Raw genomic sequence first — 20,284 nt, 5'->3', positions numbered from 1 at the left:
AAGTCAAAAAAATTCTAAGACAATGTATAAGAACGTTTTGCAAGCCATAGATGGCATCGAAATATATCCGCTGATCTCGTTTGGTATCTTCTTCCTGTTTTTCCTGGGCCTGATCGTGTATGTGGTCCTGATGGACAAAAAGTATGTATCCGCAATGAGCAGCTTCGCATGCGAAGAGGAAACAGAAGACACCACCTTTGAAAGAGCAATACAATGATCTCTCTGAAAAAAATATTCGGTAAAAGCAGTCTGGCGCTGGCGGCTGGTCTGCTGCTGATGGGAACACCGACTGTGCAGGCACAGGATGCTGTTGCCGGTAAAGTAATATTTGATGCAAACTGTGCTGTTTGCCATAGCATAGATGCTGATGTAGTTGGTCCTGCCCTGAAAAATGTGCACGAACGCCGCGGAGACGAGTGGCTGATGAAGTTTATTCAAAACTCACAGGAGCTTGTTCAATCCGGCGATAAAGATGCGATAGAAGTGTTCGAGAAGTTTAATAAAATGCCAATGCCGGCTTTTAAAACTTTGCTATCTGAAGACGATATAAAAAATGTAATCGCCTTTATTAAAGACGAAAGCACCAAGGCATCTGTAGCAGCAGTTGAAGTACCTGCTACCGACCAGGCTGCTGTGGCTGAAGCTGCTGCACCCGCTGAAGTAGCGTTCCTGGATCTGCCACCAGCCTTGCTATTTACTTTTGGTCTGGCAGCAGTAATTATATTGCTTACTCTCCTGGTACTGGTGCTGATGTTCCGCCTGTTCATCCCGATGCTGGGCGACTCGATCTATGATGAAGATTTCAGAACGTCTTTTGCGGGGCGTGTGCTGTTTCTGCTGCGTGGCGATGCTACTGTGGTAACAGGTAAAGCAAAAGACCACATCCATTCTAATCATGATTTCGATGGTATTCAGGAGTATGACAACGACCTGCCACCATGGTGGAAAGCGCTGTTCTATGTAACTATAGTTTTTGCGGTTGCTTATATGTTGCACTACCACGTGTTCGGAACTGGAGCATTACAGACAGAAGAATATGAACTGGAGATGCAGGAAGCTGCGCTGCTTGCTGCCAAAAATGCAGATGATCCGAATGCTGTAACTAACTACGAAGTCTTAACAGACGCTGCGGCATTGGAATCAGGAAAGTCTGTTTACCTCACAAACTGTGCGGCCTGCCACGGAGCAGAAGGCCAAGGAACAGTAGGACCTAACCTGACGGATGAGTACTGGCTGCATGGCGGCGATGTGAATGCAATCTTCAAGACGGTTAAATATGGTGTACCTTCAAAAGGGATGGTGCCTTGGCAAGGTAAGCTTACCAAAGACCAGATGCTGGAAGTATCAAGCTACATCCTGAGCCTGCAGGGTACAAATCCTGCTGATGCAAAAGAGCCTCAAGGCGAAAAGATGTAAGTAGAACACAACCTGTTATGATAAACCTGAATGAGCTGCCGGTACTGAACTATAGTACTGGTGGCTCTTTCTGTTTTAATGGCTCTTACCTATAGTTGATGACAATCACCTGAATACATGACCCAGGTCATCTTTTTAAAGCTGTTGATTGAGGAATTTTGCAACAGATAATTTGAATGATCGGTGAAGTTTCTGCTATTCATGCATTACAAATTCACTCATTCAAAATTCAGTTATTCATAATTAAATCAGGCAGGAATAATATCCGCACAAATTACCACTGCCATGGCAACAAAATCAAAACCAACCGATGAATTTCGGGACCACATCTCGACTGTAGATGCCGAGGGTAAACGCGTTTGGGTATACCCGAAAAAGCCGAAAGGCAAATTATATAACTACCGCAAATATGTAAGCTACCTGCTTTTAGCGCTTCTGTTTGCGGGGCCGTTTATTAAGATCAATGGTTTGCCGCTACTCATGCTGAATGTAGTTGAGCGCAAGTTCGTGATCTTTGGTGTGCTGTTCTGGCCACAGGATTTTTTTATTCTGGTGCTGGCTTTTCTGGCGCTGGTCATTTTTATTATTCTTTTTACAGTTGTTTACGGCCGTGTTTTCTGTGGTTGGATTTGCCCGCAAACCATCTTCCTGGAAATGGTTTTCCGGCGCATAGAATATGCTATAGAAGGCGATTACACAAAACAGCGCGCACTGGATAAGATGCCCTGGAATACCGAGAAGATCCTGAAGAAAGGTTCTAAAATCACCATTTTCCTCCTCATCTCTTTCCTTATCTCAAACCTGTTCCTGGCTTATGTGATCGGGGTTGATGAGTTGCAGAAGGTGATCACGGATGGACCACTGGAACATACAGCAGGCTTTGGTGCATTGCTTGTGTTTACAGGCGTCTTTTTCTGGGTATTTGCCTGGTTCCGGGAGCAGGTATGTACTATAGTTTGCCCATACGGACGACTGCAAGGTGTAATGCAGGATAAGAAAACGGTAGTGGTAGCCTACGACTATACGCGTGGGGAACCACGCGGCAAGCTTCGCAAGAATCAGGAGCGCACCGAAGGAGACTGTATTGATTGTAACCAGTGTGTGCAGGTTTGCCCAACCGGCATCGATATCCGAAACGGCGCACAGCAGCTGGAATGCATTAACTGTACCGCCTGTATTGATGCCTGCAACGACATCATGCGCATGATCGGTAAACCGGAAGGCCTGATTCGCTATGAATCGGAAGAGGCGCTCGAGACCAGTAAGAAATGGACCTTTTTTACACCTCGCGTGATGGGCTATACCGCAGTTTTGTTCCTGGTACTTATGGCACTGACAGCACTGCTCTTAACACGCGACGAAGCTGAAGCAACTATACTTCGCACACCAGGCCAGTTGTACCAGAAAAGTGAGAACGGGCATATCAAAAACCTGTATAACATCTCGGTCATTAATAAAACAAACCACGAAATGCCACTTACCCTTAAGCTAGTTGATAAAGAGGGAACTATAAAAGTAGTGGGCAAGGAGCTTACTCTTCCGGCACAGGGCATTGTAGAGGGCGTGTTCTTTACCGAGATTGCTCAGAAAGACCTGGATGGTATGAATTCCGAGATTGAGATTGGGGTGTATCATGGCGACGAACTGATTACGACAACAGATACCAAGTTTTTAGGCCCAGGAAAATAAGCCTCAGACTTAATAAAAAATATAAATAAAGAATTGACATGAAAACCGCACAAAAAAATAAATCATTTACGCTTTGGCCATATGCTATAGTTTTCTGTATGGTATGCTTTATGGCTTACATTGCCATGTTCGTGTACAAGGCCATGAACCAGGATGTAGACCTGGTAAGCAAGGACTATTATGAGCAGGAGATTAAGTATCAGGATCAGATTGAGCGCGTGCGCCGCACGCAGGCACTCGGAGATGTGATGCTAAACTATAGAGCAGAAGAAAAATCTATCTTACTGCAACTGCCTGCTACTTATCAAGGCATGAATGTTACAGGTACCGTAACACTGTTCCGTCCGTCTGACGACAAACTGGATAAGCAGATACCGCTACAGTTGGGCCGTGACCAAAGCCAGTTACTGGAAGTAGGAGACCTGGAGAGCGGCCTTTGGAAGGTGCGTGTTAAGTTTAGCGCAAACAACGAAGATTATTACACTGAGAAAACCATACAACTGAAGTAAGCATGATCTGGGCTGGTTTTCTTTTCGGGCTTTTAGGTAGTTTCCATTGTGTCGGGATGTGCGGCCCAATCGCGATGTCACTACCCTTTGTCGGGAGTTCCGGCTGGCAATATTATGCCGGCCGGCTCCTGTACAATGTTGGCAGAATTGTAACATACGCACTGCTTGGGGCACTGGCTGGCGCTTTTGGTGAGTCACTTCAACTGGCTGGATTGCAGCAGACAGTATCGATTATCTCTGGTGTGCTGATTCTGCTTTTACTTGTATTGCCTGCTGCTATAAAAGGTAAGTCGGCCAGTTTACTTGGTACCGATAAATTGATGACCTGGGTTAGAAAGAAACTGGGTTACTATTTTCAGAAAAACTCAACTGGCTCCCTGTTTATGGTTGGAGTACTGAACGGCTTGCTCCCTTGCGGCTTTGTATACATCGCCCTGGCCGGAGCTATCAGCGCGCCGGGTATAGAGGGTGCCATGCTGTACATGACACTTTTCGGGCTGGGCACTTTCCCGCTTATGTTCCTGGTTTCGCTATCAGGTAAGCTGATCAGCCTGAAAATGCGCAGTATGTTTAACAGAGCTGTACCTTATGTTGGAATGGTATTGGCTATGCTTTTTATAGTTCGAGGATTAGGCTTAGGTATCCCGTATCTAAGTCCAAAAGTCGTAGAAACTGCCAGTCACAAAACTGAAATGAGCTGTTGTACCAAGCCTGGCACGGTGGCAACTGCAGAATAGACTTCTTTTTTTATTAAGCAGCACTCAAAAGCTATAGTTGCACAACTATAGCTTTTGGCGTTTCTAAACTGACATAAGTCACCGGATCCGGTGACAGCGCTCAGTGTACACAAGCTTTACCCTATCTACATTTACATCATTCGAAAGGCATTGCTCAACTATAGTTATCTATAAGTTTGAGTTAGCTATAGTTTGGCTTCCATTGGTCTTAACAATAGTTACATTCTGTACGGAACTATAGTTAGCAGCATGCTAAACTTTACTATTATCATAAACCGGAAATCCCTTATAGTTTTAGCATAGTTTTAAACCGATCTTAATATGTTACTCCGAAGCATGATTGAAAATGGCCAGATACGAGGAGAGCTTCTGGATATAGCACCCGAAGCTTCCCTTTTTAAACCCGGCGAACCGAATAAAGGATTTTATTTTCTGGTCAAAGGAACTGCATCGGTAGTAAAGCAGGGGATGCCGGAACAACAGGTAGAGCCCGGTAAGCTACTCGGATTGCCCGACCTGATGCAGGAACATTATCATTATAAAGTATATTTTAAAGAAGCTGCTAAGGTTATTTTTATACAGAAAGATGAGATGTTGCAAGCTCTCCAGCTACATGCAGCCCTTAGGTTTTACCTGATGCAGCAGCTAAGCCAATATGCTACTGCTAAAATCGACGCTTACGAATAAGCTACTTATCACTAATGAAACAAAGAGCCACCTTTTAAGTGGCTCTCTTATTTTGTGCAGGAAAACTATAGTTCTATTTTATTTCCTTAGCAATCTCTTTGATTACAAGCTGTATGTGCTCATCTATGTAGTATACAAGGCTCTGAATTCCATCCGTATTTACCAGGTTTTTAGCATCTGATTCCACCTGACGCACTACCTGTTTTAACTGCTCTATTTTTAGTGTATCTATAGTTGACTTAAGCTTATGCGCTGTACTGCTTACCATTTGCCAGTCCTGTTGCTGAACTGCCTCTTGCAGCTCAGCTATAGTTTGCGGGGCTGTACTTATAAATAACTCGACTGTGCGGTTAATAAATGCCTGGTTCCCGCGAGACATTTTATGCAGCATCTCCAGGTTGTATAGGGGATCGGTTAGCTTTACTTCAACTGGTTTCACTTGTCTTGGACCTGATAGCGCCTTTAACTTATGAGGCAACAGGGTCATAAGCTTCTGATACAGTAACTCTTCATCAAAAGGTTTGGAAATATAGTCGTTCATGCCGGCGCTCAGGTATTTATCTGCATCGCCTTTCAGGGCATTGGCAGTAAGCGCTATAATCGGGATTGCCCCTTTCTGCGCATCCGGATTAGCACGGATTAGTTGTGTAGCATCAATTCCGCTCAGCTCCGGCATCTGTATATCCATCAGGATGATGTCATAAGTATTATCTAAGGCCATTTCTACAGCTTCGCGGCCATTACGAGCAACATCAACCTTGAATTTCCAGCCTTCCAGTATAGCCTGAGCCAGGAATATGTTGATCTCGTTATCTTCAGCAATTAACACGCGCAGCTTGTCCAGTGCCTCATAGTCTATAGTTGAGCCATTTGCATCCGGTAGTTCCTGCTCAGCAGCTTTCAAGTAGGTTATTGAGAAGCCGAAAGTGCTGCCTGTGCCAAGCTCACTTGTAACCCAGATGTTGCCATGCTGCATTTCAATCAGGCTTTTGCAGATGCTCAGGCCAAGGCCGCTTCCGCCATATTTGCGCGTAATGCTGGAGTAAGCCTGGGTAAAGCCATCAAAGATAAGGTTCAGCTTGTCTTGCGGAATTCCGATGCCGGTATCGGTAACGGTAATTTCTATAGTTAGCTCTTCTGCTGTTTCTTTTTTTACAATACAGCGGAGTGTAACACCACCCTCGTCTGTAAACTTAATAGCATTGTTAAGCAGGTTCAGTAATACTTGGTGCAGGCGGTAGGGGTCACCAACAAGAATCGGATGCGCCAGCTTAAGCGGTTCCAGTGTATAGGCAATCTCCTTTTCTTCAGCCTTATAGGTAAGAGTCTGGTATGCAGTTCGGATGATCTCTTCCAGGTTAAACGGTATCTGTTCCACCTCCATTTTGCCTGCTTCAATTTTAGCAATATCCAGAATATCATTTATCACAACAAGCAGGTTCTCAGCCGACTGACGAATGATTTTTAGGTAATTGCTCTGTGTGTCATTCAAGTCCGTTTTAAACAGCAGGCCAGCCATGCCTAGAATGCCGTTCATTGGTGTACGGATCTCATGGCTCATGTTAGCCAGGAAATTTTCTTTTACCCGGGCCGATTCTTCGGCTGCCTCTTTTGCTTTTTTCAGCTCCTTTTCAGCGTTCATCCGGTCTGTTATATCCTGTGCAATGCATATGATATAAGGTGCCATGCCCGGCTCCACTACTTTGGAATTCTGATAGTACAGGTAACGCTCTTCCTTATCTTTATCCAGGATACATAGTACACCATCCACAAGATTAGCATACTCAAACCGGGCAATGTATTTATGAAAGTTTCGTCGGTAAATAGGAGAGAAGAAGGTTTGCAGCTTTCTGCCTACAATTTGTTCCTCCGGATAGCCAAGCAAATTCATCAGGTACGGGTTAACAGAAAGCACTTCTCCGACCATTGTATGTGTACAGATAAAGGCCTGGCTATAGTTTATCAGGTCGCGGTATTTCTTCTCACTGTTTCTGAGCGCTTCTGCGTTTTTACGGCGTGTACTAATATCACGGGCCGATGACTGGATTCTGATCACATTTCCGTCTGCATCCAGTACAGGTTTTAGTTGTGTTTCTACCCACACAAAGCCTCCGTTCTTGTGGAGCACCCTGTGTTCTATAGTTACATATTTGGCACCTTGCTTAACCTGCTCCAAGGCATTGTAAAGCTTATGAATGTCCTCAGGATAGATGATGGCCTGTGGTAAGTTACCTACTACCTCGTCTGTGGTATAGCCCAGCATATCTTCCACACTTTTCGAGATATACTTGTAGCGGCCGTCCAACTCGTGCAGGCATATCACATCCTTTGAGTTTTCAGACAACAGGCGGTGCATTTCTTCGCTTTCTTCCAGCATTTTGCTGGCCTGTCGCTGGGCAGTTATGTCTGTTGAGATACCCAAAACATGTACTTCGCCATTACTGGTTATAAGCGGACGTTTTGTTGTTCTAAACCATACAACAGTGCCATCTGATTTTGTATATTTCTCTTCGGCGGTTATTTCACGCCTTTCTGTTATTACCTGCCTGTCTATAGTTGAAAAGTAAGTCGACTCAGCTGCATGTGGTATCAGCTCACTCTGGCAGCGATTCAGGATTTCAGTTTCAGACTTGCCCATAAGCTTTGCCAACTCCTGGTTAGCCAGCTTAAAATTACCTTTACCGTCTTTAACATAAATAAGGCTTGGGCTAAGGTCCATCACCTGCTTTATAAACTCGTTTTTCTCTTTAGCTTCCAAACTGGCATTGCGCTCCTCTGTTGTATCGCGGATAATGGCCAGTACTTCGTTGCTGTTATATTTAATAATACGGCCCTCGTAATACCGGATACCGGCTTCCAGCTCAAGGTTGTATTCTATACGCTCCGGCTGGCCATTCTGTATTACGTTAACTATAAGCTCTGAAATAGGCTGGCTTACCTCAGGCGGCATAATTTCGCAGATATGTTTCCCGATCACCTGGTTTTTAGGGATCAATAAATGCTCCTGCTCTACATTCATCATATCCAGGTAAATACCTTCTTTATTGATGATAAACATCAGGTCTGGAATAGCTGCCAATATAGCCCGGTTCTTACTTTCGCTCTGCGAAATTTCTTCCTGCGCTTTTTTGAGTTCAGTAATGTTCAGTCCATGCCCGATAATCATTTTCAGGTTACCATTCTGGTCCAGTACAGGATTTAGCTTGCGCAGAAAATACTTTTCTCCTCCTTCCGGAGATGTCAGTTTTTCTTCGAACTGAACAGGCCTCTTGCCAACTTTGGCTAGCTCAAGGTTCATTTCGCGGTTCATCAACCGCTCATGTGGCACGTTGCGGTAACGGGCGTATTCTATATTTGTTTTGCCGATAATGAACTTACGATGTTCAGGATCTGCGACAGCGACTGGGTTCACAAACGTATAGCGCAGATCAGCATCATAAACGGCAATATCGGAAGGCAGATTATTGAAAATAGATTCGTAAAAATCCTTCTGGGCTTTGAGTTCGTTAGCTTTGCTACGTAACTGGGTAACATCTTCTGCTGAGCCAATTACCTGTAAAACCTGGCCGTTATCTTTTCGCTTAAACACACTCTCGCGGCAGAGCAGGTTTTTCAGTTGTCCGTTCTTGTCTTTAACCAGGTACTCGACCTCTCTTATCTCGCCATCGGTTGCCTGAATAATATCATAGATATGGTGGTACATTTTAGGCAGCTCTTCCGGCACAATCAGCGACATCAACACGTGGCCACCCATTGCGGCTACATCAGACTCAGAATAGCCTAAAACAGTATTCAGGTGATCGTTAACATAAATGCAACGGTCCAGGTCAAGGTCGTAGATATAGATGATGTTTGGAATAGTACGGGCAATATTGCGTACAAAATTGCGACTTTCTCTCAGGGCCAGTTCTGCTTCACGACGTTCGGTAATGTTGCTGAAGTATATATTGGCGTAGCCCTTTGCCTCAAAAGGTACTATAAACAAGGTGTAGTGTTTACCAAGTATATTACTCTTCAGGCTTTGCGGTGTGCCAAACCTGCGGGTTCGTTCAGTTTTCTTTAAAAGCAGTTTGCTTAACAACCACCTGCGTTTTTTAGGTATAAGGTCCAGCAACTGTTCTCCGGAAGCATTGATGAAAAGTATATTACCTTCAAAATCCAGTCTAAAGATAGGATCGGGGAATTCCTGCTGAAATTCAGCAGCACTTACGCCTGCTGGGGTTGACTCCTGTAGATGATCCGCATGCTGTTTGAGTAGGTTCAGTTCCTGAGTTACTTCCTTTAGCTGCTTTTCAGCGGCATTACGGGCTTCCTTCTCTTGCTTCAGCTGCTGCTGCAGTAAAACCAACTCATCTACTGATTCCATTCGCACTAACTTTGATTGCAATAATGTGTATTATAAAAACTGAACTATAGGCTTTACAGATATAAAGCCTTGAAAAACAGAAGCAGAAAGTTTGTTTTATAGTTTGATAGGAGCGTGTAGAACTATAGTTTAAAGCTTCGTCTGAGCGCTTCGCATTATAAACTATAGTTACCAGCACCGTCCATTGTTCAGAACAGTATGTCTGTGAATAGGTTCAGCGGCAAAGATATTAATTTGTTCCGGCGAAAGCAGAAGAAGGATTATTTTATACGAAGCTCGTTGTTCTGGATCATACGGTAGATGGTGGATTTTCCAATATCAAGTTTATCAGCTACCAGCAGCACGTTATGATCATATTTGTCAAGAAAATACTGGATGATTTTAGTCGTATATGCCTTAAGCGAAAGTTCTTTTGCCAGCAGGTCTTTGTCGTTATTCGTTATAGAAAAGTTAATGTCGTGTTCCTGTACAACATCCTCGTCAGCCAGCACGATAGCTAGTTCCACTAATGCGCGCAATTCGCGTACGTTTCCCGGGAAGGAGTAGGATAGAAGCTTTTCCTGAGCAGCTGGTGATAAACTCTTGCGGGGCATACCGTTTTCTTTTGCAAAAGCATCCATAAAATGACGCGCCAGCACCAGAATGTCGCTACCACGTTCGCGGAGAGGTGGCAGGTTAATAGGCAAGCCAAGTAACCTATAGTACAGGTCTTCTCTAAAAGTACCTTTTCTAACTTCTTCAGCCAGGTTCTTATGTGTAGCAACTATAATCCGAACATCTACAGACACAACTGTATTGCCCCCAACACGGGTTATTTCTCTTTCCTGCAGCACACGTAACAACTTTGCCTGCAGGCTTATATCCAGTTCACCAATCTCGTCCAAGAAAATAGTGCCTTTATTGGCTTCCTCAAACTTACCTATGCGGCGTGCTGTGGCGCCGGTAAAAGCGCCTTTTTCGTGTCCAAAAAGTTCACTCTCGATTAGTTCGCGTGGTATGGCGGCAACGTTTACAGCTACGTAGGGCTGTTTTTTTCGAAGGCTGTTATAATGTATTGCCTTCGCAACCAGTTCCTTACCTGTGCCAGTTTCGCCGTTTATCGATACAGTAATGTTGTTTTTAACACCTTTGCCCATCAGACTGAATACCTTCTTAATGGCTGGGCTGTTACCGATTATAATATTACTGAAATCGTACTTCTGACTGATCTCTTCGCGCAGATAGTTGATCTCTTCACGAAGTGAGGCAGTTTCCCGTATTTTATTGATGGTGTTCCAGAGGCGTTCAGGCGTATCCTCATCTTTCACGATGTAGTCGTAAGCGCCTTGTTTGAGCAAGTTTACGGCTGTGGCAATATCCTCCTGACCGGAAATTATAATCACCTGCGTTTCAGGGGCACGCTCCTTTAGCATTTTGAGCACTTCGCCTCCGTTTTTATCAGGTAGAGAGTAGTCTACTGTAACGACATCGGGTTGCTCGTGCAGGTGAGCAAAAAAGTCTTTAGCAGAATGAAACTTCTTAAGTTCGTAGTCAGGGTTCAGAGACAGGTGGTACTCCAGCAACTCGCTGTACCAAACATCATCATCCAGAATGAAGATCTTAAAAGGGCTGTTCTTCATGTATCGCGCTCAAACGGGTAACTAACAATTTCAAAGTTACTACTAAAAAAGGTCAGCTGAAAATCCGAAATAGGGGCATTGCTATAGTTTAGGAATCAAAACTTACGGGTTAAAACTATAATAATAAAACAAGCTAGAACTATAGCCTAGCCTGTTTTATTAATTTTTAAAATACATCAATGTTTTCGTGGCGGGCCCGCATAAACATGAATACGCCATAACACACTAACCCTAAGGCGACTGCGCCTAATAAATAAGAGCCATAGGATGTGCCTTCTAAAAAAGCGAAAGCGCTTCCTGTTCCACCGGCCTCACCAGGATCAGACTGCAGGGCCGCCTGCAGAAAGAAATAACCAATAATGAGCCATACAAATCCCCTGGCTACATACCCAATTTTACCTGCCCTAATCATGGTATTCTCGACGTCATGTTTTAGGCTGGCGTTTTGTACGCGTTTCTTATACTTATCGGATAAGGCCAGGTAAATCTGGTAAAAGCCGGCTATAGCTGTACCTACTGCCAATATCCCGACAAGCCACTGGCCGAATGGTTGTTGCAGCAACTCGCGTGCTACAGTCTGGCGTGTGTCTCCGTTTCCGCTGCTTCCATTGCCAAGTACAAGGTTGGCTGCATAGTAGGCCAGTGCTGCATAAACAAGCCCGCTAAATGCATAGCGTAGTCTTTTGCCGATACCTTTGGCAGATTGGCTGGGATCTTTCAGCGCCTGTATGATTCTCCAGAGTGTGTAGCAAAACAATCCTAAGGCAATTAATGCGAGTAACACTTTGCCATAAGACTGCTCCAATATAAATTGAAAGACACCGGTCTTATCAGAGCGTTGCGCCGAGCTGCTCCCTAGTTCAAATGCAGCCATAAAGGCCAATATACCTACCAGGCAATAAACTATACCTTTGGCAGTAAGTCCGAATTTGGCCATCCGCCGAAGCCACTGCGACGGGGGTGCTGGTACATGTTGTGCTATATCCACGTGTTTCGAATAGTTGTTTTACACACCTACACGAATAAACAGCGGTTATAGTTATACTCTAATTTTATAAGCTTTTAAATCGTTTGAAAGCTTCTTCAGACAATCGCTCCCGGTGATCCGGGTGGGCAATCTCGATCAGAGCCTTTGCCCTCTGACGCAGGTTTTTGCCATACAGGTATGCTACACCATATTCAGTAACAACATAATGTACGTGTGCACGGGTAGTTACCACACCACCGCCTGGGTTAAGGAATGGCGTAATCCGTGAGATTCCCTTATTGGTAACAGAAGGAAGCGCAATGATCGGTTTGCCTTTTTCAGATAGAGCTGCTCCCCGCATAAAGTCCATCTGGCCGCCCACACCCGAAAACTGGTATGTGCCTATAGAATCTGATACTACCTGACCGGTAAGGTCAATTTCGATAGCGCTGTTAATGGCTGTAACTCTTGGGTTGGATTTGATGATTGTAACGTCGTTAACAAAGTCAGTTCCATACATCGTGATCAGTGGGTTATCATCAATGTAATCGTATAGCGCACGGTTTCCGGCTATAAAAGCGGTCGCAATCCGGCCTCGGTGTATTTTCTTATGCTCATTTGTGATCACGCCACGCTCAATTAAAGGCAAAACACCATTTGAGAACATTTCAGTATGAATTCCGAGTTCTTTGTGGTTGGTCAGGCTTCTGAGTACGGCGTCTGGAATAGCGCCAATACCCATTTGTATTGTGGCTTTATCTTCAATCAGTTCAGCTACATTTCTTCCGATTCTATCTTCAGTCTCGGTTATGCGCAAACTATAGTCTACTTCCGGAAGCGGCTCATTAACTTCCACCAGGGCATGAAAACGGCGGATATGGATCAGGGCATCGCCATGCGTACGCGGCATTTGCGGGTTAACCTGAGCAATAACATACTCTGCGCTTTCTACAGCCTGTCTGGCAATATCAACCGATACGCCCAGCGAGCAGTAGCCATGCCGGTCGGGTGGCGAAACGTGTACAATAGCTACGTTCAGCGGCATAATGCCTAACCTGAAAAGCTGCGGAATCTCACTTAAGAAAATAGGAACATAGTCGCCACGGCCGCTGTTTACTGCCTCTCTTACATTGGCAGAAACGAAAAGTGAGTTTATGTAAAAAGACTCTGCATAGCGAGCCTCAGCACATGGCATTTCGCCAAAAGTACTGATGCTAACCAGTTCTACATTACGAAGTTCATCGGCACGCTCAGCAAGCTTGCGGATCATGTACTGAGGGGTTGCAGCGCTGCCATGTATAAAAACTCTGTCGTTTGATTTAATAATGGATAATGCATCTTCTGCGGTAGTGTAAACTGGCTTATTATCTTTCATGAGTCTTCTATTTTTGAACAAACTATACTTTGATTTTCGGATGTATGTTTAGATTTGGTTGATACTGGCTTCCGATCGTTAACTAACCATGGCTTTTAATTACTGGTGCAAACAAACGGCTACTTCATAAATTTAAAAATGATAAGCATCATATAAAGGACAATATTAACTTTGGCCCATCTTTGCGAAGGCTCATAACTTATAAAGTGATTATATGCGTATGAGATTTAAATTGTAACTATGAGAAAGACTGTATCATTTTTATACCCCTACCTGATTCTGTTACTTTTAGTGTCAGGTGGCTGTGTCACCAGTTCGGTACCATCAGGGCCTAGAGCAGTTTTGGCTACGGGCGCCTTAACCGAAAACCTAAAGACATATGCCTGGTTTCAGGAGCAGCCTGTTGCGCCGGTGGCATTTGATGAGGGGTATCATTCATCGCTTGATCAGCATATCAGAACTGCCATTGAAACAGAACTCAATGAGAAAGGTTTTACGAGAGCAACTAACGGTAATCCTGATGTACTGCTCGCTTATGACGTAAGTGTATCGGTACCACTTGAGAAAGATGTGGCACAAAATTACCTGGAGGGGTTCGGCTATAGTTATGCTTATATGGCAGGCTACAGGTATGGCTATTTGCACAATAGGTTGCCGGGTTACCGCGCCGTAGACCTGTATAAAAGCGGAACCCTCATTATCGACCTGATTGATCCAAGTTCAAAAGAACTTATCTGGCGTGGCTGGACTGAAGGTGCAATAAGTAATTTTAAGGCAAACTATAAAACCGTGCACAAGGAAGTGGAAGCTGTGCTTGCTCCAGTCAGGGGGAGGTAATTTGCTGGGCTATAGTGTTAAGTACTGTTATAGTTTAAGCTAACCTTTAGCGTTCTCCTTGCCATTCAGCATAAAATTGCTCTAGGTATAATTCCATGTAACGATGGCGCTGTTCGGCTAACTGTTTAGCAGTCTGGGTATGCATACGGTCTTTTAGAAGCAGTAACTTCTCATAAAAGTGATTGATAGTGGGAGCAGTGCTTTTTTTATAAGCCTCAAACGAATTATGTAGTTCAGGACTGATTTCCGGATTATAAATTTCACGATTTTTATGTCCGCCATAGGCAAAAGTGCGCGCTATACCGATGGCCCCAATGGCATCCAGGCGGTCCGCATCCTGTACAATGCAACCTTCAATAGAACTCATTCTAGAAGATGTGCCGGCTCCCTTAAATGACAGTTCTTTTATTATAGTAGTGACATGCTCAATTATATCAGGATTCACCTGCAATTTAGTTAACCAGTCTTCTGCCATGCGGGGCCCGACAGTCTCATCACCGTTATGAAATTTATGGTCGCCCACATCGTGCAACAATGCAGCTAACTCAACTTTAAAAAGATCTGCTTGTTCGTTTAAAGCTATAGTTCGGGCGTTGTTCCATACTCTAAGGATGTGCCACCAATCATGACCGGAGCCTTCGCCGGTGAGCAAATTTTTAACGTAAGCTTCTGTTTTAGCTAGTATTACCTGTTGTGTAAGCATCTGCCAAAGCTCTAAAAATATTGCCTGAGCTACAAATTACATTTGGCAAAATCTGATTTATGCAGTAGACTTGAAGTATGAGCAATGAAAGTGACAACAGTATTCCAAAGACAATTATAGATCGTAATTATAGTTTACAGTTTGTAAAATATATTATAAAGTTTAGCCTGGTTGTAGGTATTGTGATGTCTACATCATTAACAGCGAATGCCCAGATACTCAACATTGAGCGCGCAAGGGTAGAACGCGATTCAGCAAATTATTTTACAGGCAAAGCAGGGTTTAACTTTTCGATGTTCAACCGTAATGCCGGAAAAGATAACCCGAATAATTTCCTTCAACTTACTTTTAACAGCGATTTAGCCTACATATCTGAAAAACATAGTTATCTGTTGCTTAACTACTATAACTACCTGCTTATTAACTACGATAATAAAGAACAGCGAAATACCGTAGCAAGTAACGGACATATTCATTTCAGAGCAAACCTTTTACGTCAGCGCCGGCTGTCTTACGAGCTGTTCACGCAGTTCCAGACCGATAAGGCACGTGGACTGGATTTAAGAACATTGGCAGGAGCAGGAGTGAGACTCGCCGTTTTCAGGCATGAGAATACCAGTTTATATTTTGGATCTGGTTTAATGCACGAACATGAGACATGGCAATCTCCTGAAACTGGAAACCAGATCAAATCCGACCTCGCTAAGCTGACAAACTATGTGAGTACCAGAGCTGTGTTGAATAGCAATGTAACTATAGAAGGTATAGTTTATTACCAGACTGGATATGACAGCGGCATAGAAGCTTTCCGGAATAGAGTGAGCGGCGACACAAACTTACTTTTTAAATTAAATAACGTACTTTCGTTCAGAACTGGTTTTAGCTGTACTTTCGAAGATAAGCCTATAGTTCCCGTAACCCGTTTTGTATATGCCATAACAAATGGCGTGCAGCTCAACTTTTAATACTTGTGCAATTTTTCATTTGATTTAATATAATTGAAAGAGAAATTATTCTTAATTTCACAAACAGATTTTGCCGAAGTGTGTTGTATCACTTCTACGAACCTTAACCAACTAGTGTAGAAGCACTTAAAATGCGAAACACCCTTTCTATAGTTTGTGTGCTGCTGGGCGTGCTGTTTTTTGCATCCTGTGTGCCACAAAAGAGATTATTACTTTTGCAGGACAAACCAGATGCGGAAGATCGGGCTGATGCTGATGCCTTATTAAAATCATTTGATTTACAGCGTCCTGTTTACACTTTAAAGCCCGGTGATGTACTCTCGTTAAAAGTACAGACCACTACGCCTGCTGAATATAATTTTCTAGGTGATGCTACTACGGCAACCACTACTACAGATCCTGTGCTGCAAGGCTATACACTGGATGCAGAGGGGAATATGCTAATTCCAATAGTTGGAAAAGTAAATCTGAACGGTTTAACCATGGCAGAGGCCCGAGTTAAAATAACAGAGGCGCTTACGCAATACCTAGCTGATCCGACAGTGAATTTAAGGCTGCTTACATTCCGTTATACAGTGTTGGGTGAAGTAGGCGGGCAAGGTCAGTTTACAACTTATCAGGATGATATTAATGTAATGGAAGCTATTGCTACAGCTGGTGGTTTTTCTCCTTATGCCAATCGTGGCAAAATAAAATTATTACGTTACGAAGCTGCTAAGGCAAAGCTTTATACATTTAGCCTGTTAGACGACAACACGATTGCACAGGCAAATTTCTACTTGCAGCCTAATGATATGATCGTGGTAGACCCGCTTCCGGCAAAGAATGTAAGGGAGAATTTACTGACCAATGTGAGTTTAACGCTGTCGGTTGTTTCTGCACTTACTTTAATTCTGACCCGTTTTTTATAAATCTGTAACTCTATTTTAACAAGAGTGAATCCTAACTCTATTCATCAACAGGACAGTCTCATAGATATTCAGTTCATACTGCAAAAACTAAGGCAGTACTGGTATTTATTTGTAATTTCTGTTCCGTTTGCTTTATTTATTGCATTCCTTGTAACAAGATATACAGCACCAGTTTATGAAGTTTCAGCAGCTGTGTTGGTAAAGGATCCTACAGATCTTTCAAATGCGCCTCTAAGTCTTCTTTACGGGGAGGAACCGTTTTCAAACACAAAAAATCTGAACAACGAATCTATTTTACTTAAATCTAAGGATCTTGTTAAGAAGACCCTTGAAAACTTAGAATTCGGGGTTTCCTATTTTGCAGAGGGCGACATCCGTTTTACGGAGGTATATAACTGGAGCCCGGTAAAGGTAGTTATAGACACCGCATCATCCAACCTGCCTTACGGCGTTCTGATTAAGTGTAATTTACTTGCGGGGAATAAAATTGAACTGAGTACTGATAACCCGGCCATCAATGCTTACTTCCAGGGCAAAACCTTTCAGTCCGGGCAGGCGATAGCTGGGGATGGGTTTAGGTTCTCTGTTACCCGCAAACAATCAGCAGAATCTTTCCCTTACGATCTCTTTTTTAGATTCAATAAAACTGAAGATCTTGTTAATCAGTATCGACGGAGTTTAAATATTACCCCTGTTAAAGAGACTTCCATTTTAGAGGTAGCTACCAGTAGCGAAGAACCTGCCAAAGCAGCCGACTTCCTGAACCAGCATGTTCAGACGTATATTCAGAACAGCTTACAGGAAAAGAATACAACTGCAATCAATACCATTAATTTTATCGATGCACAGCTCCAGGAAATCTCTGACTCTCTGTTCTTAGTTGAGAACAGGCTCGAACAGTTTAAAAAAGGTAATCCCGGTGTATCATTAAGTGTAGAGGGTTCCCAAGCCAGCGAACGAATCCAGGAACTGGAAAAGGAAAAAGCTGCGCTGTTGATCAACGCAAAATATTTTGATTACTTAAGGCAATATATCGCCGCAGGCGATGTGACAGAACGTATCGTTACACCTTCATCTTTTGGTGTAGGCGATCCTGTTTTGAATAATTTAATTGCACAATTAGTTGAGGTTCAACTCGAGCTGTCAGCTTTAAGCGATCAGAAAGGACAAAACCCTATCGTTACTACACAGATACAAGCAGCCCAAACACGGGCCAACGAATTGCTTCGTAGCATAGCCGAGAACTTGCGTAATCTCCAACGCGCTAATCAGATAGCGCAAACCGATATCAATAACCGTATTACACGGTTAGCAGGCAGCCTTCAACGATTACCTTCTGCAGAAAGACAGTTCATCAACCTGAACAGGATGTATGAGCTGAGTGAAGGACTTTATGTGTTTTTAATGCAGAAACGGGCAGAGGCCGGTATTTCTACGGCTGCTGCCACGGCCGATGCCAAGATGGTGAATGAGGCTGAAGTAAAAGGCGTAATTACCCCTAAACCAAGCCAAAATTACCTGATAGGCCTTTTTGCAGGGCTTCTATTACCGGTAGCATTCATTTTTCTGAAAGAGATTCTGAACACCAAAGTCACCTCTGTAGATGATATCCATAAATTAACCATGCTACCCATACTTGGTATGGTAGGCCATAATAAAAAAGGTACATCCAGCCTGATTGATCAGAGCCCGAAATCTGCGCTGGCCGAAGCTTTCCGTACAGTGCGTTCCAATCTACGCTTTATGATAAGCGGTGAAAGTGATAAGGGAAAGGTGTTTGTAATTACCTCATCTATCAGTGGGGAGGGCAAAACTTTTTCAGCAAAGAACCTAGCCTATATTTTCTCTATTTCCGGGGAGCGAACCCTGCTTATTAATGCGGACATGCGTAAACCGAATAATAATACGGACTATGGCGTGACTAGCAGGGTCGGGCTAAGTAATTATCTGGCCGGGTACGCCAGGGCGGAAGATGTTATTCACCAGACCATCCAGGAACATCTTTTCATTCTTCCATCCGGTGATATCCCTCCCAACCCTTCGGAACTGTTGCTTAATAAACGCATGGAGGAACTTTTAGGTAATTTACGGCAGGAGTACGATTATATCATTATCGATACCCCCCCAGTTGGTATATTATCAGATGGCCTTGAACTAATGCAGATCTCGGATGTTAACATTTTTATGGTGCGCCAGGACTATACCATGAAATCTTTCCTGAACAGTATTCAACAGCAATTTGAGACCGGAAAAATACAGAACACAGCCATCCTGTTTAACGATGTGGATTACCGTAAATTAAACTATGGGTACGGCTATGGCTATGGCTATGGGTATTACTCCGACGACCTGGAACAGCAGCCCTGGTATAAGCGTTTTAAGTTTTAAACAGCTTTTTCACCTATACCCTAATTCTGCGATATTCGTAATGGAGGTTGATTCTTGTTCAACCGGAACACAATTCTAATTATTAAACTATGATCACATCACCCTTTACTATGCACAAAGATTCTAAAATATATGTAGCCGGGCACCGCGGAATGGTTGGCTCTGCTATTTGCCGGAAGCTACAGGCCAACGGGTTCAACAACATTATTGCACGCACATCAGCTGAATTGGACCTGCGTAATCAGCAGGCTGTACTTGATTTCTTTGCTGCTGAAAAGCCGGATTACGTTTTCCTGGCTGCAGCTAGAGTAGGCGGCATACATGCCAACAACACCTACCGGGCAGACTTCCTGTACGATAACCTGATGATCGAAGCAAACATTATTCATGCAGCTTACCTGCAACAGGTTACCAAGTTGATGTTCCTGGGCTCGTCCTGTATCTACCCTAAGATGGCCCCGCAGCCTTTGAAAGAAGAGTATCTCTTAGCCGGCCCATTGGAGCCTACAAATGAACCCTATGCGATAGCGAAGATAGCTGGTATTAAATTGTGTGAAGCTTACCGCGACCAGTACGGCTGCAACTTTATCAGTGTAATGCCTACGAACCTGTATGGCTATAACGACAACTATGATCTGAACAACTCACACGTGTTGCCTGCCCTGATCCGCAAATTTCATGAGGCAAAGGAGAACGGAGCAGCAGAGGTAGTGGTTTGGGGTACCGGAAGCCCGAAGCGTGAGTTCCTGTTTGCAGACGACCTGGCAGACGCCTGCCTGTACCTGATGGAGCATTATAATGAGCGCGAACTGGTAAATATTGGAACAGGCGAGGATATCTCGATACGGGAACTGGCTCTGCTCGTAAAAGAAGTGACCGGTTTTAAAGGGGAACTGGTGTTTGACACCACCAAACCTGACGGCACTCCTCGCAAATTGATGGACGTGAGTAAGTTGCATAATACAGGCTACCGGCACAAAATAGAACTGCATGAGGGCATTGCCTTAGCGTATGCTGATTTTAAAGAGAAACATACCGCTAAGGCTCTTTCTTAAGCATAGAAAGTATAAGAAAACTAAAACTAAACTATAAAGTATAAGTATAGAGCATCTGAA

The 20,284-nt window shown here is 43.7% G+C and carries 16 protein-coding genes; 11 read left to right on the top strand and 5 right to left on the bottom strand.

Annotation, left to right across the window (positions count from 1 at the left end):
- Positions 1 to 22: 22 nt before the first annotated feature.
- From GXP69_RS14525 to GXP69_RS14500, 6 genes are all read left to right on the top strand, one after another.
- On the top strand, positions 23 to 217 hold the full coding sequence (locus GXP69_RS14525; RefSeq protein WP_163915800.1) for a hypothetical protein: 195 nt from the start codon (positions 23 to 25) through the stop codon (positions 215 to 217).
- The gene (locus GXP69_RS14520) at positions 214 to 1,416 is read left to right on the top strand and encodes a c-type cytochrome (protein WP_163915799.1); all 1,203 of its coding nucleotides are present in this window, start codon (positions 214 to 216) and stop codon (positions 1,414 to 1,416) included. The genes GXP69_RS14525 and GXP69_RS14520 overlap by 4 nt, the downstream gene beginning before the upstream one ends.
- A gap of 285 nt (positions 1,417 to 1,701) precedes the next feature.
- Positions 1,702 to 3,105, top strand: a complete 1,404-nt coding sequence (ccoG, locus tag GXP69_RS14515; protein WP_163915798.1) for a cytochrome c oxidase accessory protein CcoG — start codon at positions 1,702 to 1,704, stop codon at positions 3,103 to 3,105.
- 38 nt (positions 3,106 to 3,143) lie between these two features.
- Positions 3,144 to 3,614, top strand: a complete 471-nt coding sequence (locus tag GXP69_RS14510) for a FixH family protein (RefSeq protein WP_163915797.1) — start codon at positions 3,144 to 3,146, stop codon at positions 3,612 to 3,614.
- A 2-nt stretch (positions 3,615 to 3,616) separates the two neighbouring features.
- Positions 3,617 to 4,351, top strand: a complete 735-nt coding sequence (locus GXP69_RS14505) for a sulfite exporter TauE/SafE family protein (RefSeq protein ID WP_163915796.1) — start codon at positions 3,617 to 3,619, stop codon at positions 4,349 to 4,351.
- Positions 4,352 to 4,672: 321 nt separating this feature from the next.
- Positions 4,673 to 5,038, top strand: coding sequence for a cyclic nucleotide-binding domain-containing protein (locus GXP69_RS14500; RefSeq protein ID WP_163915795.1), 366 nt, complete (start codon positions 4,673 to 4,675; stop codon positions 5,036 to 5,038).
- Positions 5,039 to 5,111: 73 nt separating this feature from the next.
- Here GXP69_RS14500 and GXP69_RS14495 read toward each other — a convergent pair whose 3' ends face one another.
- From GXP69_RS14495 to GXP69_RS14480, 4 genes are all read right to left on the bottom strand, one after another.
- Positions 5,112 to 9,404, bottom strand: a complete 4,293-nt coding sequence (locus GXP69_RS14495) for a PAS domain S-box protein (RefSeq protein WP_163915794.1) — start codon at positions 9,402 to 9,404, stop codon at positions 5,112 to 5,114.
- A gap of 260 nt (positions 9,405 to 9,664) precedes the next feature.
- Positions 9,665 to 11,023, bottom strand: coding sequence for a sigma-54-dependent transcriptional regulator (locus GXP69_RS14490; protein ID WP_163915793.1), 1,359 nt, complete (start codon positions 11,021 to 11,023; stop codon positions 9,665 to 9,667).
- Positions 11,024 to 11,189: 166 nt separating this feature from the next.
- The gene (locus GXP69_RS14485) at positions 11,190 to 12,011 is read right to left on the bottom strand and encodes a DUF1206 domain-containing protein (RefSeq protein ID WP_317164599.1); all 822 of its coding nucleotides are present in this window, start codon (positions 12,009 to 12,011) and stop codon (positions 11,190 to 11,192) included.
- 64 nt (positions 12,012 to 12,075) lie between these two features.
- The gene (locus tag GXP69_RS14480; protein WP_163915792.1) at positions 12,076 to 13,365 is read right to left on the bottom strand and encodes an acetyl-CoA hydrolase/transferase family protein; all 1,290 of its coding nucleotides are present in this window, start codon (positions 13,363 to 13,365) and stop codon (positions 12,076 to 12,078) included.
- A 240-nt stretch (positions 13,366 to 13,605) separates the two neighbouring features.
- On the opposite strand from GXP69_RS14480, the gene GXP69_RS14475 reads away from it, so the two are divergent.
- Positions 13,606 to 14,202 carry a DUF4136 domain-containing protein gene (locus GXP69_RS14475; RefSeq protein WP_163915791.1) on the top strand — a complete coding sequence of 199 codons (597 nt, stop codon included), beginning with the start codon at positions 13,606 to 13,608 and terminating at the stop codon, positions 14,200 to 14,202.
- 46 nt (positions 14,203 to 14,248) lie between these two features.
- Here the strand turns inward: GXP69_RS14475 and GXP69_RS14470 are convergent, their stop codons facing one another.
- Complete coding sequence (locus GXP69_RS14470) at positions 14,249 to 14,905, bottom strand: HD domain-containing protein (protein ID WP_163915790.1); 657 nt, start codon at positions 14,903 to 14,905, stop codon at positions 14,249 to 14,251.
- Positions 14,906 to 14,982: 77 nt separating this feature from the next.
- Between GXP69_RS14470 and GXP69_RS14465 the strand changes: the two genes are divergently transcribed.
- The 4 genes from GXP69_RS14465 to fcl all read left to right on the top strand — a co-directional run bounded on the left by GXP69_RS14465 (position 14,983) and on the right by fcl (position 20,224).
- Entirely contained in the window at positions 14,983 to 15,870 is an 888-nt protein-coding gene (locus GXP69_RS14465; RefSeq protein WP_163915789.1) for a DUF481 domain-containing protein, read from the top strand.
- Positions 15,871 to 16,001: 131 nt separating this feature from the next.
- Positions 16,002 to 16,781 carry a polysaccharide biosynthesis/export family protein gene (locus GXP69_RS14460; RefSeq protein WP_163915788.1) on the top strand — a complete coding sequence of 260 codons (780 nt, stop codon included), beginning with the start codon at positions 16,002 to 16,004 and terminating at the stop codon, positions 16,779 to 16,781.
- Positions 16,782 to 16,805: 24 nt separating this feature from the next.
- The gene (locus GXP69_RS19320) at positions 16,806 to 19,169 is read left to right on the top strand and encodes a GumC family protein (RefSeq protein WP_163915787.1); all 2,364 of its coding nucleotides are present in this window, start codon (positions 16,806 to 16,808) and stop codon (positions 19,167 to 19,169) included.
- A gap of 110 nt (positions 19,170 to 19,279) precedes the next feature.
- On the top strand, positions 19,280 to 20,224 hold the full coding sequence (gene fcl, locus GXP69_RS14450) for a GDP-L-fucose synthase (RefSeq protein ID WP_163915933.1): 945 nt from the start codon (positions 19,280 to 19,282) through the stop codon (positions 20,222 to 20,224).
- Positions 20,225 to 20,284: the final 60 nt, after the last annotated feature.

Source organism: Pontibacter burrus (assembly GCF_010686685.1).
Taxonomy (GTDB): Bacteria; Bacteroidota; Bacteroidia; order Cytophagales; family Hymenobacteraceae; genus Pontibacter; species Pontibacter burrus.
Note: the sequence above shows the minus strand (reverse complement) of the source record. Positions and strands in the feature narration are given on the sequence as shown.